Annotated in this window: 16 protein-coding genes; 3 read left to right on the plus strand and 13 right to left on the minus strand. The window is 62.1% G+C overall.

Features of this window, described 5'->3' with window-relative positions; genetic code table 11:
* Positions 1–14: 14 nt before the first annotated feature.
* Entirely contained in the window at positions 15–944 is a 930-nt protein-coding gene (locus AC1D3C_RS24335) for a GNAT family N-acetyltransferase (protein WP_247137222.1), read from the minus strand.
* A gap of 152 nt (positions 945–1096) precedes the next feature.
* On the opposite strand from AC1D3C_RS24335, the gene AC1D3C_RS24340 reads away from it, so the two are divergent.
* Together AC1D3C_RS24340 and AC1D3C_RS24345 are read left to right on the plus strand one after the other, a co-directional pair.
* Positions 1097–2032: a tyrosine recombinase XerC gene (locus AC1D3C_RS24340; RefSeq protein WP_477484666.1), complete on the plus strand. Its 936-nt coding sequence runs from the start codon at positions 1097–1099 to the stop codon at positions 2030–2032.
* Between the two features lie 97 nt (positions 2033–2129).
* Positions 2130–3209 carry a TraB/GumN family protein gene (locus AC1D3C_RS24345; RefSeq protein WP_477484728.1) on the plus strand — a complete coding sequence of 360 codons (1080 nt, stop codon included), beginning with the start codon at positions 2130–2132 and terminating at the stop codon, positions 3207–3209.
* A 13-nt stretch (positions 3210–3222) separates the two neighbouring features.
* On the opposite strand, the gene AC1D3C_RS24350 is transcribed toward AC1D3C_RS24345, so the two are convergent.
* Entirely contained in the window at positions 3223–3714 is a 492-nt protein-coding gene (locus AC1D3C_RS24350) for a cytochrome b (RefSeq protein ID WP_038546498.1), read from the minus strand.
* Between the two features lie 236 nt (positions 3715–3950).
* Here AC1D3C_RS24350 and AC1D3C_RS24355 point away from each other — a divergent pair, with 236 nt between their 5' ends.
* The gene (locus AC1D3C_RS24355; RefSeq protein ID WP_477484667.1) at positions 3951–4343 is read left to right on the plus strand and encodes a GFA family protein; all 393 of its coding nucleotides are present in this window, start codon (positions 3951–3953) and stop codon (positions 4341–4343) included.
* Positions 4344–4418: 75 nt separating this feature from the next.
* Here AC1D3C_RS24355 and lpdA read toward each other — a convergent pair whose 3' ends face one another.
* The 11 genes from lpdA to AC1D3C_RS24410 all read right to left on the minus strand — a co-directional run bounded on the left by lpdA (position 4419) and on the right by AC1D3C_RS24410 (position 17117).
* Complete coding sequence (gene lpdA / locus AC1D3C_RS24360) at positions 4419–5825, minus strand: dihydrolipoyl dehydrogenase (RefSeq protein ID WP_477484668.1); 1407 nt, start codon at positions 5823–5825, stop codon at positions 4419–4421.
* 25 nt (positions 5826–5850) lie between these two features.
* Positions 5851–6603 carry an SDR family oxidoreductase gene (locus tag AC1D3C_RS24365; RefSeq protein ID WP_477484669.1) on the minus strand — a complete coding sequence of 251 codons (753 nt, stop codon included), beginning with the start codon at positions 6601–6603 and terminating at the stop codon, positions 5851–5853.
* Entirely contained in the window at positions 6600–7100 is a 501-nt protein-coding gene (locus AC1D3C_RS24370) for a hypothetical protein (RefSeq protein ID WP_477484670.1), read from the minus strand. The genes AC1D3C_RS24365 and AC1D3C_RS24370 overlap by 4 nt, the downstream gene beginning before the upstream one ends.
* Positions 7101–7104: 4 nt before the next feature.
* The gene (locus AC1D3C_RS24375; protein ID WP_477484671.1) at positions 7105–7521 is read right to left on the minus strand and encodes an MAPEG family protein; all 417 of its coding nucleotides are present in this window, start codon (positions 7519–7521) and stop codon (positions 7105–7107) included.
* A 15-nt stretch (positions 7522–7536) separates the two neighbouring features.
* Positions 7537–8793: a 2-oxoglutarate dehydrogenase complex dihydrolipoyllysine-residue succinyltransferase gene (odhB, locus tag AC1D3C_RS24380; protein WP_477484672.1), complete on the minus strand. Its 1257-nt coding sequence runs from the start codon at positions 8791–8793 to the stop codon at positions 7537–7539.
* 57 nt (positions 8794–8850) lie between these two features.
* Positions 8851–11847, minus strand: coding sequence for a 2-oxoglutarate dehydrogenase E1 component (locus AC1D3C_RS24385; RefSeq protein ID WP_038546511.1), 2997 nt, complete (start codon positions 11845–11847; stop codon positions 8851–8853).
* Positions 11848–12087: 240 nt separating this feature from the next.
* Positions 12088–12993 (minus strand): succinate--CoA ligase subunit alpha, encoded by a 906-nt coding sequence (gene sucD, locus AC1D3C_RS24390; RefSeq protein ID WP_038546513.1) that lies wholly within the window; start codon positions 12991–12993, stop codon positions 12088–12090.
* 19 nt (positions 12994–13012) lie between these two features.
* Positions 13013–14206 carry an ADP-forming succinate--CoA ligase subunit beta gene (gene sucC, locus AC1D3C_RS24395; RefSeq protein WP_024163886.1) on the minus strand — a complete coding sequence of 398 codons (1194 nt, stop codon included), beginning with the start codon at positions 14204–14206 and terminating at the stop codon, positions 13013–13015.
* A gap of 36 nt (positions 14207–14242) precedes the next feature.
* Complete coding sequence (gene mdh, locus AC1D3C_RS24400; protein WP_007757753.1) at positions 14243–15205, minus strand: malate dehydrogenase; 963 nt, start codon at positions 15203–15205, stop codon at positions 14243–14245.
* 182 nt (positions 15206–15387) lie between these two features.
* On the minus strand, positions 15388–16545 hold the full coding sequence (gene zapE, locus AC1D3C_RS24405) for a cell division protein ZapE (RefSeq protein ID WP_477484673.1): 1158 nt from the start codon (positions 16543–16545) through the stop codon (positions 15388–15390).
* A 29-nt stretch (positions 16546–16574) separates the two neighbouring features.
* The gene (locus AC1D3C_RS24410) at positions 16575–17117 is read right to left on the minus strand and encodes a protease inhibitor Inh/omp19 family protein (protein WP_247038821.1); all 543 of its coding nucleotides are present in this window, start codon (positions 17115–17117) and stop codon (positions 16575–16577) included.

Raw genomic sequence — 17117 nt, forward strand, 5'->3', positions numbered from 1 at the left:
GGGGCGCATGTCCTTCATGCCGCCGAAGCCGTCTGCGATTTCTCGGCAGGCTTGAACGTCGCGTCGCCATCAGCCGCAAGCTCGAACACCGTGTGCTGTTCAAGCGCCTTGGTGACCTCCGTCATATCGCCATCCAGCGCGCTCGGCGGGATCATCTGACCCACGGTGAAATCGAAATGGTCGCCCTTCTTGTTGAGGAGTTCGTAGAACACCGTCATGTCGCGCAGCTCCGTCGACCATTTGGCAAACCAGTAGAACAGGCCGGAATTGCGCGCCCGCATGTGGATCGGCAGGATCGGCATGTTGTATTTACGCGCCAGGCTGACGGCGGATGTCTTCCACGGGCGCTCGTTCAGTTTGCCCTCCGCCCAATAGGCGATGCGCCCCGAAGGAAACAGCACCATCACCTTGCCGTCCTCGACGGTCTTGTTGGTGAGAACCAGCGTCTCGCGCGCCTTGAGTTTGGTCTTGTGCTCCTCCCGCCATTCAACGGGAATGATCATCTCGGAAAAACGCGGATTGACGCGCACCGCATCACGGTTGGCAAAAACCATCATGTCCGGACGCCGCGCCTTCAGGAGGTCGAAGACGGCAACCCCATCGGCAATCCCGGTCGGATGGTTGCTGACGAGAATGAAGCCGCCCTTTTCGGGAATGCGCTCGGCATTGGCGACCGTGACATCCAGCTTCAGGAGGTTGCTCATGTATTCGAAGCACTGGAAGCCGTTGAGCGTGGAGATGTCGTTGGCGAATTTGATCGCCCTTCCATAACGCAGCAGCGTGTAGAGAAACGGCCGCATCACCGGCCAGAGCGGGTTCTGAACGATCCGCTGGCCGCGTTCGGCGATCAGCGTGTCGACGATGTGACCGGGTCTGCCTTGTGAAACGAGGGCGATTGTTTCCGCGAACTGTCCAAGAGTGGTCGTAGAATCACGGCGCGCCATAGAAACTCCCGCAGGCAGGACCTGCTTGGTATCGCAGCCCCGTATGATCGAACGATGACATCGTTACCCAGGACTAAGGCAGGTTTAGGGATTTCGTAACGCCGTCCAGAGCAATCTGGGGCGCAACCTCTCGAAATTCAACGGGTCAGATCTTGAACGAACTGCTGATTATCGCCGCGCCGGATCTGACCGAAAAACGCAAGGAATGGCTGGAGAGCCTGGCGAGCGAGCGCCGGCTTTCGCAGAACACGCTCGATGCCTATGAGCGCGACACGAGGCAGTTCTTGACGTTTCTAACCGGACATCTGGCAGGTCCGGCGAAAATCTCAGATATCCACACCCTGCGTCCGGCCGACCTGCGCGCCTTCCTGGCAGCCCGCCGCCGCGAGGGTTCGGGCGCGCGGTCGCTCGGCCGGCATCTTGCCGGGCTTCGTTCATTTCTTCGTTATCTCGAGCGCAAGGGCCTAGTGAACGCCGCGGCCGCCGGTGCAATCCGCGCTCCGAAGCAGCCAAAATCCCTGCCGAAGCCGCTGACCGACAGGCAGGCGCTCAATCTCGTCACCACCGGCGCGCAGCTACAGGAAGAGCCGTGGATCGCCGCCCGCGATGCCGCCGTGCTGACCCTGCTCTACGGCTGCGGCCTGCGCATCTCGGAGGCGCTCGGCCTCCGCCCCATCGACCTGACGCCGGGTGCAACGAGCCTGCGGATCACCGGCAAGGGCGGCAAGACTCGCCTCGTGCCGCTGCTCCAGATCGTTTTCGACGCCGTGGAGACCTACAAGAAACTCTGCCCCTACCATCTGGAAGCCGAAAAGCCGCTCTTCCGGGGCGCCCGCGGCGGTCCGCTGCAGCCGGCGATCATCCAGCGGGAAATGCAGAAGCTCCGGAGCGCCTTCGGCCTGCCGGAGACGGCAACCCCACATGCGCTGCGGCATTCCTTCGCAACGCATTTGCTTGCCGGCGGCGGGGATTTGCGCACCATCCAGGAACTGCTCGGCCATGCGAGCCTCTCGACAACCCAGGTCTATACCGGCGTCGACTCCTCCAGATTGCTGGAAGTCTACGACCGCGCCCATCCCCGTGCTTAGCCCCTAAATCTGCCTGAACGAAGTTTTAACCAGTTGCGTTAAGCGCTTGTGCAGCCGCCATCGCTAATATGCCGGCAACTTTCAGACGGATGACATGATGACTCCCGCCTTTGCCTCCCCCACCGGCGCTTTGATGAAGCACGCCCAAGGTTTCATGCTGTGGCTGATCGCGGCCGCGCATGTCGCAGCGCTCGCCTCTCTGCTTCTCATCCTCGGCTCATTGTCCCCGGCACGGGCGGAAACGCCGGCCTGTGACGGCAAGAACCTTCTCGAAGAGATGAAGGTCAAAAAGTCACCGCTCTACGACCAGATCCTCGCCGAGGCCGCCAAGGTGCCGAACGGCAAGGGCACCTTCTGGAAGATCGAGAAGGACGGGCTTCAACCCTCTTACCTGCTCGGCACCATGCACGTCTCCGACCCGCGGGTGTTGAAAATGCCGCTCGGCGCTGCCGAAGCCCATTCCAAGGCGAAGACCATCATCATCGAATCCGACGAGGTCATCGACGAGAAGAAGGCCATGGCCAAGATGCTGGCCAAACCGGAACTGATGATGCTGACGAACGGCAGCACGATCGATTCGCTCTTGCCGAAGGACGATGTCGCGCTGCTTGAAACCGGCCTGAAGGCCCGCGGAGTGCCGCTCTCGGCCGTTTCGCGCATGCGGCCGTGGATGCTGATGGCGCTCGTTTCCGTGCCGGCTTGCGAGCTTGCCCGCAAGGCGCAGAACGTCGCCTTTCTCGACAAGAAGATCGCCGAACAGGCGACCGCCGAAGGCAAACCGGTCAAAGGCCTGGAAACGCTCGAAGAACAGGCGGCGGCACTCAACGCCATCCCGATCGAACTTCACCTCAGGTCGCTGATCGAGACCATCAAGCTCGGCCGGCGCGTCGACGACGTTTTTGAGACGCTGACCGACGTCTATCTCTCAGGCAATATCGGCCTTGCCATGCCGATGCTGAAAGCCGTGGCACCCGACGGTACCGAAGACGAGGCCGGATATGGCGACTTCGAAAACCTCGTCGTCAGCAAACGCAACCACGTGATGGCCGATCGGGCGGCTTCCATCCTCGACCAGGGCGGCGCCTTTATGGCTGTCGGCGCCCTTCACCTGCCGGGCGAGGAAGGCCTTGTCGAACTCTTCCGGAAACAGGGCTTCAAGGTGACGGCGATCAACTGACGCCGTCCATCCTTCATCGGCCACTCGTCATCCGCTTCAGCACATCGGTCTTCCAGTAGAACTGATGCACCAGCGCCCCGCCGATATGGGCGACGATCAATGCCCACATCAAAATTTTCAGCGGCCCCGTATGAGCAAAGGCGGCAGTCTTGTTTCCGAAATACCACGCGCCGATGCCAGCCAGGGGCATGGCGACGAAGAGCGCGTAAAAAGCCCAGTGACTGATCTTCACCACAGCCCGCAGGAATGGAGGCTCTTGCCGCGGCTCCGGCGGAACACCTTGCACCAGCCGCAGACAGAGCCGGATCAGGCCGAGGACCAGCACGCTGATACCGACATAGGCGTGGATATTCGCCGCACTCACCTGCTCCGGCGTTAGTGCCTGACCGCGGAACATCAGCCGCCCGGCAGTCTCCATGGCGTCGGTGAAAAGCAGGTTGAACAGGATCAGCGCCGCCATCAGCCAATGTAGGATACGCTGCGGAACTGTGAAGGAGGAAGCCATTTTCTTGACCTTTTTCAGAAGGTTAGAGTGATGGAATCCAGTCTAGGTCCGTTTGCCGGAGGCTCAAGCAAAAGCGGCAACCCTGTCCAAGATTTAATCCTGGAATTGACCAATCATAATTCCAGGCCAGGTGTTCGGCTGGAAATGAGGATCATTATCGCCCGGTGACGGCAATTGCACCGAAGGCGCTGGTCGGTGTAAAAATTCCCACCGCTTGATCTTGGAGGAGACGCAACATGGATCGATTTACCGGCGGTTGCCTGTGCGGCAATGTGCGATTTGTGGCGTCGGGGCAGCCGTACCGGGTCGGCCTCTGTCACTGTCTCGACTGCCGCAAGCACCATGGAGCGCTTTTCCACGCTTCCGCGATATTTCCCCAGGACGCGGTAACCGTCGATGGCGAGACACGTGATTACGCCGGCCGGTTTTTCTGTCCCCGCTGCGGCTCCTCGGTTTTCGCACGCACCGCGGACGAGATCGAAGTCAACCTCGGATCCCTGGATGCTCCCGACCAGCTGACGCCAACCTACGAAAGCTGGATCATCCGCCGGGAGTCCTGGTTACCGCCGTTTCCGCTCGCCAGGCGATACGAGCACGATCGTGATGCCATGGGCCGTTTCGAAGGGTAGGCCTCACAAACGGCGAAAGGGCAGGACGATGTCCCACCCTTCCTTATCGTATCGGCATGAAAGCGCTGGACGCGCTCACATATGGATCGGCTTGAAGAAGGTCGCGAGCGCGGCTTCCTTGACGGCCTCCGACATGGTCGGATGGGCATGGCAGGTGCGGCCGAGGTCTTCCGACGAACCGCCGAATTCCATCAGCACGGCAATCTCGTGGATCATTTCGCCGGCGCCGAAACCCACGATATGGCCGCCGAGAACCCGGTCGGTGTCCTTGTCGGCCAGGAACTTCACGAAACCGTCCGTCGCCAGCATGGCGCGAGCGCGGCCGTTCGCCGTGAACGGGAACTTGCCGACCTTGTAGGCGATGCCCGCAGCCTTCAGCTCTTCCTCGGTCTTGCCCACGGACGCCACTTCCGGCTGGGTATAGACGACGCTCGGGATGACGTCGTAGTTCACATGGCCGTGCTGGCCGGCGAGGATTTCCGCCATCGCCACACCTTCGTCTTCCGCCTTGTGGGCAAGCATCGGTCCCTTGACCACGTCGCCGATCGCATAGATGCCTTCGACATTGGTCTTGAAGTGCCCGTCGATCTCGACGCGGCCGCGGTTGTCGAGCTTGACGCCCGCTTCTTCCACGCCGAGGCCTGCCGTGTAGGGCTTGCGCCCGGTAGAGATCAGCACCACGTCGGCCTCCAGCGTCTGGGCCTCACCGCCCTTGACCGGCTCGTAGGTGACCTTGGCACCATTGGCGGTCTTTTCGACGCCGATGACCTTGGCATCCGTGCGGATGTCCATGCCCTGCTTGGCCATCATGCGCTGGAACTGCTTGGAGACTTCGCCGTCCATGCCGCCGAGCAGCTTGTCGAGATATTCGATCACGGTGACCTTGGCGCCGAGGCGCGACCAGACCGAACCGAGCTCCATGCCGATGACGCCACCGCCGACCACGATCAGGTGCGCCGGCACCTTTTCGAGCGCGATGCCGCCGGTCGACGAGATGATCACCTTCTCGTCGATCTCGACATTGACGCCCGGAATGCCCGCAACGTCGGAGCCGGTGGCGATGACGATGTTCTTGGTTTCAAGTTCCTGGACCTTGCCGTCGTCGCCGGTCACCGAGACCTTGCCGGCCGAGACGATCTTGCCGGTGCCGATGAAGCCGTCGATCTTGTTCTTCTTGAACAGGAAGGAGACCCCGTCGACGTTCGACTTAACGGTCGCGTCCTTGTGGGCCATCATCTTTTCAAGATTGAGTTTTGGCGCGGAAACCTCGACGCCGAGCGCATCCATGCCGTGAGCGGCGTGGGCGAACATTTCGGAAGCGTGCAGCAGCGCCTTGGAAGGGATGCAGCCGATGTTGAGGCAGGTCCCGCCATAGGTGGCGCGCTTTTCCACGACCGCGACCTTGAGGCCGAGCTGGGCAGCCTTCACCGCGCAGACGTAACCGCCGGGGCCGCTTCCGATGACGACGAGATCATATGCCATAGTTGTTTTTCCTTCTCTTCATCTCTTAGCGCCCGCCGCTCACGTCGAGTATGGCGCCGGTTACATAGGAGGCCGCTGGCGACAGAAAATAGAGAACGGCATCCGCCACCTCTTCCGCCCTGCCCGGCCGTTGCATGGGAACGCTGGGCGCCATGTCGCGCGCCCGGTCCGGCAGCCCGCCGGATGCATGGATATCCGTGTCGATGATGCCCGGGCGGATCGCATTGACGCGCACGCCTTCGGTCGCGACTTCGCGTGCCAGGCCGATGGTCAGCGTGTCGATCGCCGCCTTCGAAGCTGCGTAGTCGACATATTGCCCCGGGGAGCCCAGCTTGGCGGCCATCGACGAGATATTGACGATCGCGCCACCCTTGCCGCCATGTCTCGTCGACATGCGGCGCACCGCCTCCCCGGCACACAGGATCGAACCGGTGACATTGATCCGCATCATCCGCTCGATGCGCTCCGCGCTCATCTCGTCGATGCGCTGCGGCATGTCGACGATCCCGGCATTGTTGACCAGCCCGTCGAGCTGCCCGAAATGTCGGTCGACCTCCTGAAACATCGCGACGATTTCGGCCGCATTGCCGATATCTGCCTGGACCGCTATCGCCTCGCCGCCGCCGGCCTCGATTTCCGAAACCACCTTTTCGGCTGCCTGCCGATTGGCCGCGTAGTTCACCGCCACCCGCCAACCACGGCTGGCGGCCATCAGCGAGACCGCCGCGCCGATGCCGCGGCTTCCGCCGGTCACCAGAAGAACAGGGGTTTCGCTCATGCCTTGCATTCCTTGAATTCGTACAGGTCCCAGGGGACCTGTTTCAGACCGCTCTTGCCCCATAGCGTCGAATGTCGGATCGACGGGCCGAAGCCCGGCATCAGGATCGCGTCCGGCGCCAGGGTATTCGCCGCGCCCAATATGTCGATATGGCCGGTCGCCACATCAAGGGCATAGGGGACGCCTGTCCAGACCGTACAGGCTCGAAGTTCGGCGCCGGTCGCATCACCTTGCGGGCAATTGTTCGTCACCATGCCACCCGGGCGCTTGGATTCCTCGTCATACATGACGTTGCCGTCGAGCTTCAGCTTGGCCCCGGTGATCGTGAAGAGATGGCTGACCACCGCGGCGTCCGAACCGACCGGCTTGAACGACAGCACGGTCCCGGCGGTAGCCTCGACGAACACGGCCTTCTCGATGGCGCATCGCTCGGCAGCTATCGCCATGCCCGGCACCAGGCAGAATATCGGAAGCCATGTTTTCAACGATGCGGTCATGGCGTCACCGGAACAGCGCGATGGTCATGACGAGAAGCCCGATCAGGCTCACCGTCCAGACAAGGGAGCGGATATAGGGCACACCGCCCATGTAGAGCGGGATATAGACGACCCGAGATATCAGCCAGATCCAGCCGCCGATCAGCCCCCAGCCGGACGCGTCGTGTCCGGCAAAGGCGACGCCGAGCAGCAGGCCGACGAATGCCGGATAGGTTTCCTGGAAATTCTTCGAAGCACGCGCGGCACGCCCCGCGAACTTGTCCCCCGGCGCCAGTCCCTCGTCCCGCGGCCCTGCATTCCATTCACGACCGAGCTCACGGGTGGAGAGCGTACCCTGCAGCAGAACATGGAACACGAGAAGGACAACGCTCAAGGCCAGCAGCGTCATGTATGGCGTTGCGGTAACCCCGAGCGTTTCCATGGGTTCGTTCCCGGCTTAGAGATCGAGAACCAGGCGTTCCGGATCTTCGAGGCTTTCCTTGACGCGCACCAGGAAAGTCACGGCTTCCTTGCCGTCGACCATGCGGTGATCGTAGGAGAGCGCGAGATACATCATCGGGCGGATGACGATCTGGCCGCCGATGACGACCGGACGGTCCTGGATCTTGTGCATGCCGAGAATGCCGGACTGCGGGGCGTTGAGGATCGGCGAAGACATCAGCGAACCGTAGACGCCGCCGTTCGAGATGGTGAACGTGCCGCCCTGCATGTCGGCCATCGAGAGCGCGCCATCACGGGCAAGCTTGCCGAGGCGGCCGATATCCTTCTCGATTTCGGCGATCGACATCTGGTCGGCATTGCGCACGACCGGAACCACGAGGCCCTTGTCGGTGCCGACGGCGACGCCGACATGGCAGTAGTTCTTGTAGATGATGTCGGTGCCGTCGATCTCGGCGTTGACGGCCGGCAGTTCCTTCAGCGCGTGGGTCACGGCCTTGGTGAAGAAGCCCATGAAGCCGAGCTTGACGCCATGCTTCTTCTCGAACACGTCCTTGTAGCGGTTGCGCAGGTCCATGACCGCCTTCATGTCCACCTCGTTATAGGTGGTCAGCATGGCGGCGGTGTTCTGGGCATCCTTGAGGCGGCGGGCGATCGTCTGGCGCAGGCGCGTCATCTTCACACGCTCTTCGCGGGATGCGTCGTCGGCCGAGGAAACCGGGCGCGGTGCCGCCGGAGCGGCAGGCGCCTGGGCCGGAGCGGAAATACCCTTGGCGACGGCGGCGATCACATCACCCTTCAGAACCTGGCCACGCTTGCCCGAACCATCGATATCGGCAGTCGAGATGTTGTTGTCCGCAGCGACCTTTGCAGCAGCCGGAGCCGGCGGCATCGAGGTGGCGGCAGCAGAAGCGCTGGCGGCGGCAGCGACCGGGGCGGGAGCAGCCGGTTCGGCAGCCTTGGCAGGCGCGGCTTCGGCGGGCTTTGCAGCCGGAGCAGCGGTCGCGGCGCCGGCGGCACCTGCGGCGATCTGGCCGAGCAGGGCGCCGAGGCCGACGGTCTCGCCATTGGCGGCGACAATCTCGGTTAGAACGCCGGCGGCCGGCGACGGAACCTCGACGGTCACCTTGTCCGTTTCGAGCTCAAGGAGCGGCTCGTCGGCCTTGACCGTATCGCCGACCTTCTTGAACCAGGTGCCGACAGTTGCCTCGCTGACGGACTCGCCGAGAGTGGGGACGCGGATTTCGGTGGCCATGATCTGTTTCCGTGTTTGTCAGGTTGTGTCTGTGAAAAGTGAAGGAGCGGCTGGGAATCAGCCGCCGAGCGCGTCTTCGAGGAAGGCTTCGAGCTGTGCGAGATGCTTCGACATCTGGCCCGTTGCAGGCGAGGCCGCTGCCGGCCGGCCCGTATACCGGACGCGCTGATACTTGGCATCGATATGCGCCAGAACCCATTCCAGATACGGGTCGATGAACGACCATGCACCCATGTTCTTCGGCTCTTCCTGGCACCAGACCATTTCCGCATTGCGGAAGCGGGAAAGCTCGTTGATCAGGGCCTTGGCCGGGAACGGATAGAGCTGTTCGATGCGCAGCAGGTAGATGTCGTCGATGCCGCGCTTTTCGCGCTCTTCGAGAAGGTCGTAATAGACCTTGCCGGTGCAGAGCACGACGCGACGGATCTTGGCATCCTTCTGCAGCTTGATCGGACCATCCTTGATGACCTCCGCATCGTCCCAGAGGAGGCGATGGAAGGCGGATTCGCCGGCCATTTCGGCAAGCGTCGAGGTGGCCCGCTTGTGGCGCAGCAGCGACTTCGGCGTCATCAGGATCAGCGGCTTGCGGAAGTCGCGCTTCGTCTGCCGGCGCAGGATGTGGAAGTAGTTGGCCGGCGTCGTGACGTTGGCGACCTGCATGTTGTCTTCGGCGCACATCTGCAGCCAGCGTTCCAGGCGGGCCGAGGAGTGTTCCGGACCCTGGCCTTCATAACCGTGCGGCAGAAGGCAGACGAGACCGGACATGCGCAGCCACTTGCGTTCGCCAGACGAGATGAACTGGTCGAACACGACCTGCGCACCGTTGGCGAAGTCGCCGAACTGGGCTTCCCAGAGGGTCAGCGCATTCGGGCGGGCAAGCGAATAACCGTATTCGAAGCCGAGGACCGCCTCTTCCGAAAGCATCGAGTTGATGACTTCGTAACGGGCCTGGGTCGGCGACAGGTTGGCGAGCGGTATGTAACGCTCTTCGGTGTCCTGATCGTAGAGAACCGAGTGACGCTGCGAGAACGTGCCGCGTTCGCAATCCTGACCGGACAGGCGGATCTTGGTGCCTTCGACGGCAAGCGAGCCGAATGCCAGGGCTTCCGCCATGGCCCAGTCGATGCCTTCGCCGGTCTCGACCATCTGCGAACGGTTCTCCATGAACCGCTTGATGGTGCGGTGCGCGTTGAAGCCTTCCGGAATGGTCGCCAGCTTGCGGCCAATTTCCCTCAGTTCCTTCATCGGCATCGCAGTCTTGCCGCGGCGCTGTTCGTCGGCATTGTCGGCCGAGCGCAGGCCCGACCACTGACCGTCCAGCCAGTCGGCCTTGTTCGGCTTGTAGCTCTGGCCGGCCTCGAACTCGGTTTCGAGATTGGCGCGCCAGTCGGCCTTCATCTTCTCGAATTCACCATCGGTGACGAGGCCTTCGGCGATCAGGCGGTCGGCATAGATCTGCGCGACCGTCTTGTGGGCGCGGATGACCTTGTACATCTTCGGCTGCGTGAACGCCGGCTCGTCGCCTTCGTTATGACCGAAGCGGCGGTAGCAGAACATGTCGATGACGACCGGCTTGTGGAACTTCATCCGGTATTCGGTCGCGACCTTGGCGGCATAGACGACCGCTTCCGGATCGTCGCCATTGACGTGGAAGATCGGCGCCTCGATCATCTTTGCGACGTCGGACGGATAAGGCGACGAACGCGAGAAGGCCGGATTGGTGGTGAAGCCGATCTGGTTGTTGACGATGACGTGCATCGTGCCGGCGACGCGATGGCCGCGCAGGCCCGACAGGCCGAGGATTTCGGCCACGACGCCCTGGCCCGCAAACGCGGCATCGCCGTGCAGCAGCAGCGGCAGGACCTTGGAGCGTTCCTTCAGCGGAATGATATCGCCGTCCCAGGCCTTGGCGAGCATGTCCTGCTTGGCGCGAGCCTTGCCCATGACCACCGGGTTGACGATTTCCAGATGCGACGGGTTAGCCGTCAGCGACATGTGAACCTTGTTGCCGTCGAACTCGCGGTCCGACGAAGCGCCGAGATGGTACTTGACGTCGCCCGAACCTTCGACTTCGTCCGGCTTGAACGAACCGCCCTTGAACTCGTGGAACACCGCGCGGTGCGGCTTGTGCATGACGTTGGTGAGCACGTTCAGGCGGCCGCGGTGCGGCATGCCGAGAACGACTTCTTCAAGGCCTTCCTGGCCGCCGCGCTTGATGATCTGTTCGAGCGCCGGGATCAGCGATTCACCACCGTCGAGGCCGAAGCGCTTGGTGCCCTTGAACCGGACGTCGAGGAACTGTTCGTAACCTTCCGCTTCGACGAGCTTGGAAAGAATCGCCTTCTTGCCTTCCGGCGTGAATTCGACGCCCTTGCCCGGGCCTTCGATACGTTCCTGGATCCAGGACTTTTCTTCCGGATTGGAGATGTGCATGAACTCGACACCGAGCGTCGAGCAATAGGTCCGCTCCAGAATCTCGATCATCTGGCGCAGCGTCGCGTATTCGAGGCCGAGCACGTTGTCGATGAAGATCTTGCGGTCGTAGTCTGCTTCGGTGAAGCCGTAAGCGGACGGCGACAGTTCGTTATAGTCCTCGACCGCGCTGGCAATGCCGAGCGGATCGAGCTTGGCATGCAGGTGGCCGCGCATGCGGTAGGCGCGGATCATCATGATGGCGCGGACGCTATCGCGCGTCGCCTGCAGCACATCGGTTTCGTTGACCGGCTTGCCGGTCGCGGCAGCAGTCGCTTCCGCCTTCGCCTTGACCTTCGTTTCGATCGCCTTTTCGACGATCGGCCAGTTGCCGTCGAGTGCCGACACCAGTTCGCCGTTGGCCGTAATCGGCCAGTTCTTGCGCTGCCACGAGGCTCCCTTGGCGGCCGCCTTCACATCGTCCGGATTGTCGGCGAGCGCCTTGAAGAAGGCCTGCCATTCCGGCGAGACGGATGTCGGTTCGTCCTCATACCGCGCATGAAGCTGCTCGATATAGGCCGCGTTCTGTCCGTCGAGGAAAGAGGTGATGAGGAACTGCTCGTTGGCTTCTTGCCGTGCCATGGTTATCTGCGGGCGCCGCGCCCGCCTCCTCACGTAATCGGAGCCGGAAAATATCTCTGGCCTCCGCATTTTCTTGGTCTTCGTCTTGGTACCGAACCGCCCTTGGCGGTCACACGTCCCCTAAGATTAAGAGACGCAAAACATGGACAGGCGAAACAATGTGGCGCTTCGCCTGTCCGAAGCTTGTCGGATCAATCGCCACCTATCTATCTGGGGGTGGCGAGTGTCCTTTATGTGGCGTCAGCCCTTCAGGACTTCAACCAAGGTCTTGCCGAGACGGGCCGGGGACGGCGACACCTTGATGCCCGCCGATTCCATGGCCGCGATCTTCGATTCCGCATCACCCTTGCCACCGGAAACCACGGCACCGGCATGACCCATGGTGCGGCCCTTCGGAGCGGTACGGCCCGCGATGAAGCCGGCCATCGGCTTGCTGCGGCCTTGTCTGGCTTCGTCCTTCAGGAACTGCGCTGCGTCTTCTTCAGCCGAACCGCCGATTTCGCCGATCATGATGATCGAGGTGGTGGCGTCGTCGGCGAGGAACATTTCCAGGACGTCGATGAACTCGGTGCCCTTGACCGGGTCGCCGCCGATGCCGACAGCGGTCGTCTGGCCGAGGCCTTCGTTGGACGTCTGGAACACGGCCTCATAGGTGAGCGTGCCCGAGCGGGAAACGATGCCTACCGAGCCCTTGCGGAAGATCGAGCCCGGCATGATACCGATCTTGCATTCTTCCGGGGTCAGGATGCCCGGGCAGTTGGGGCCGAGCAGTCGCGACTTGGAACGGTCGAGGCGAGCCTTGACGCGCACCATGTCCATGACCGGAATGCCTTCGGTGATGCAGGTGATGAACGGGACCTCGGCTTCGATCGCCTCGATGATCGCGTCCGCTGCGCCTGCCGGCGGAACGTAGATCACGGTCGCGTCGGCGCCCGTGCGTTCCTTGGCTTCGGCAACCGAGGTGAAGATCGGCAGCGCCGTACCGTCGACGCCGGAGGACCACGATTCGCCGCCCTTCTTCGGATGAACGCCACCTACCATCTTGGTGCCGTAGTAGGCGAGCGCCTGCTCCGTGTGGAAGGTGCCGGTCTTGCCGGTCAGGCCCTGGACGATGACCTTGGTGTCTTTGTTGACGAGAATAGACATTGGTTCCGGTCCTTCCAGGTTAGGCTTCGATCGCCGCGACGATCTTCTTCGCCGCGTCGTCAAGGTCGTCAGCCGCCGTGATAGCGAGACCAGATTCATTCAGGATCTTCTTGCCGAGTTCGACATTGGTGCCTTCGAGGCGCACCACGAGCGGAACCTTCAAGCCGACTTCCTGCACCGCCGCGACAACGCCTTCGGCGATGACGTCGCAGCGCATGATGCCGCCGAAGATGTTGACGAGGATGCCCTCGACCTTCGGGTCCGCAGTGATGATCTTGAAGGCCGCAGCCACCTTCTCCTTGCCGGCGCCGCCGCCGACGTCGCAGAAGTTAGCCGGCTCCTTGCCGTAGAGCTTGATGATATCCATCGTCGCCATGGCGAGACCGGCGCCGTTGACCATGCAGCCGATATTGCCGTCGAGCGCCACGTAAGCGAGGTCCCACTTGGAGGCCTCGATTTCCTTGGCGTCTTCTTCAGTCTCGTCGCGCAGCGCCTTGACGTCGTCGTGACGGAAGAGCGCATTGCCATCGAACGACATCTTCGCGTCGAGAACGCGCAGGTGGCCGTTCTTCATGACGATCAGCGGATTGATCTCGAGAAGGGCCATGTCCTTCTCGTTGAAGGCCTTGTAGAGCAGCGGGAAGAGCGACTTGGCGTCTTCGGCGGCAGCGCCGTCGAGTTCCAGAGCCTTGGAGATCGCAGCAATGTCCGCAGCCGTCACGCCGGCTTCCGGATCGATGGCGATCGTGTGGATCTTCTCAGGCGTATCGTGGGCGACGGCTTCGATGTCCATGCCGCCTTCGGTCGAAACCACGAATGCGACGCGGCCGACCGAGCGGTCGACCAGCAGCGAGCAATAGAGTTCGCGGGCAATGTCGGCGCCGTCTTCGATATAGAGGCGGTTGACCTGCTTGCCGGCTTCGCCGGTCTGCGCGGTCACCAGCGTGTTGCCGAGCATTTCCTTGGCATGCGCCTTGGCTTCTTCGATCGAGAAGGCGAGGCGAACGCCGCCCTTGGCGTCGGGGCCGAGTTCCTTGAACTTGCCCTTGCCGCGACCGCCGGCATGGATCTGGCTCTTGACGACATAGAGCGGGCCAGGAAGTGACTTCGCAGCAGCCTCGGCTTCTTCAGCCTTCAGGATCGCGACACCTTCCGCAACCGGCGCGCCATAGCCCTTCAGCAGAGCCTTGGCCTGATATTCATGAATGTTCATGGGTTTATCCCTGTTTCGATGAGTTCGGCGCGTCGGTTACTTGAGAGCCGGGGCGATGTTGATGCAGGCTTCGCAGAGGCCGGCAACGGCGCCGACGGACTTCTGGAAGGCGGCTTCTTCGTCCTTGTTGAACTCGACCTCAATGATGCGCTCGACGCCGCCGGCGCCGATGATCGTCGGAACGCCGACATACATGTCCTTCACGCCGTACTGGCCGGAGAGATAGGCGGCCGCCGGCAGAACGCGCTTCTTGTCCTTGAGGAAGGACTCGGCCATTTCGATCGCCGATGCGGCCGGAGCGTAATAGGCCGAACCGGTCTTCAGCAGGCCGACGATTTCAGCGCCGCCGTCACGGGTGCGCTGGATGATTTCTTCGAGACGCTCCTTGGTGACCCAGCCCATCTTGACGAGGTCGGTGAGCGGTACGCCGCCGACGGTCGAGTAACGGGCGAGCGGCACCATCGTGTCGCCGTGGCCGCCGAGAACGAACGCGGTGACGTCCTGGACGGAGACGTTGAATTCTTCGGAGAGGAAGAGACGGAAGCGAGCCGAGTCCAGCACGCCGGCCATGCCGACAACCATGTTCTTCGGCAGGCCGGAGAACTTCTGGAGAGCCCAGACCATCGCGTCGAGCGGGTTGGTGATGCAGATCACGAAGGCATTCGGGGCATATTTCTTGATGCCGGCGCCGACCTGTTCCATGACCTTCAAGTTGATGCCGAGCAGGTCGTCGCGGCTCATGCCCGGCTTGCGGGCGACGCCGGCGGTGACGATGCAGACGTCGGCGCCTTCGATGGCCGCGTAATCGCTGGCGCCGGAAAGCTTGGCATTGAAGCCTTCGACCGGGCCGGACTGGGCGATATCGAGGCCCTTGCCCTGCGGAATGCCGTCGGCGATGTCGAAGAGGACGATGTCGCCCAGTTCCTTCAGGCTGGCGAGATGCGCCAGTGTGCCACCAATCATGCCAGAACCAATAAGTGCGATCTTCTTGCGCGCCATCGAAAAGCTTCCTTTCGAGATCCGAATCCTTGGCAGACTACGGCTCGCCTACCAATGTGCCAGACCGCATAGCCCCATCCGCTCAAAATGGCAATCGATTATTTTCCACTCAACTTTTTCAATCGGTTAGATATCAAAACTCTTACGTAAACGTAAGGGTTTCTGTCACCAAACCGTTAAAGTCAGCGGCGCTTTTCCTGGTGCAGCGCAAGATAGTCAGGGCTGCGCATCTCGAAAAGACGCGAGATGGTGCGGTCGAACTCGAAGCCTTCTGTGCCTTTTCGCTCCAGGAGGATACCTTCCGGCGCGGTCGCCGCGGAAATATAGAGCCGGACCGTGTGGTCGTAGAGCGTGTCGACGAGATTGATCAGCCGTTTGGTTTCGTTGCGCTTCTCCGGCCCGAGCTGCGGAACGTGCTCGACGAAGATGGCATCGAAACGATGGGCAAGCGCCAGATAGTCCGACGCACCCAGCGGTTTGCCGCAGATGTCCTTGAAATCAAACCGCGCCGCCCGCCCGGCGGCCGAGGGCACATGGATGCTGCGGCCCTTTATCGGGATCTCGGCAGGCGCCGCCTTCTCGCCCTCGGTCACCTGGTGCCAGGCGGATTCCATTGCCGCGTCGGCGCGCGCGTCGAGCGGCGTCACGTAGACCGGCAGGCTTGCGAGCTTCTGCATACGGTAGTCGTTGGGTGAATCGAGGGTGACCACGTCGACATACCGGTTGAGCAGCGCGATAAACGGCAGGAAGAGGCCGCGGTTCAGCCCGTCCCTGTAGAGATCGTCCGGCGCAACGTTTGAGGTGGCGACAAGAACACAGCCGAGCCCGAACAGCTCCGTGAACAGCCGCGCCAGGATCATCGCGTCGGTGATGTCGGTGACCGAGAATTCGTCGAAGCAGAGGAGTTCGGCCTCCGCAAAGAGGGCTGCAGCGACCGGCGGCACGGGATCGGCCTGCTTGGTCTCGCCGCGTTTCAGCTTCTGGCGGTGGTCGTGGATGCGGTTGTGCACATCCGCCATAAATTCGTGGAAATGCGCCCGGCGTTTCTTCGTCGTTGGCGCCTTCTTGAAGAACATGTCCATCAGCATGGTCTTGCCACGCCCGACGCTGCCATGCACATAGAGCCCGCGGATTTCGCGGGGGCGGCCGCCGCCCTTGGCAAAAAGCCAGCCGAGCGAGCTTTTCTTCTTCGCCGGCCTCGTCTCGCGAAGGCAGGTCAGCAGATGGTCGAGTTTGGCGGCAACCGAAAGCTGGGCCCGATCGGCGGTCAATACGCCGGATGCGGTGAGGGCTCTCAGCTCCTCACCGACACTCGTCGTGTATTCGGGGATGGGTTCCAACCGGACGCCCTCGAAATTGCGGGGGCCGCTTAACGGCTGAGGCTGACTTGCTGACCGGAATTCATCGTACCGTCAAAGCGGTTCTCGGCGCTCTTGTAGACGCGTCCGATCACGTCGCCGGCCCGGTTCTTGAACTGGACCATCTTGCCGGACACTTCCCACGAACCCATTGCCGTCAATTCACCGGCACAGCCGCGGGTACCGCCGCGCGAACCACCGCCGAGATTGGTGAGCGTCAGGAACATGTCGCAGGACGAACCGCCGTTGGAAACGCGCCAGTTGCCGACCATCGCTTCCTTCTTGACGTCGAGCGCACTCGCTGGCGGTGCGGTCGGGTTGGCCGACGCCATGGCAGGATTTGCGCCGGGCGCGCTCGGAAATTGGGAAGCACCGGCAGTACCGGGAGGCGGCGGCAACTGGCCGCCCTGAACGGACGGCACAGGCTGCGCCTGAAGCGGAGCGGGCTGAGAGGGTTGAGCAGGCAGATCGCTATAGGGGCTATATGAAGTGCGCTGGCAACCCGCCAGTGCCAAGGCAAGAACAAGTCCCGTCGCCACGTATCTGAACTGCAT

It is taken from the genome of Neorhizobium sp. P1_A6 (assembly GCF_056406795.1).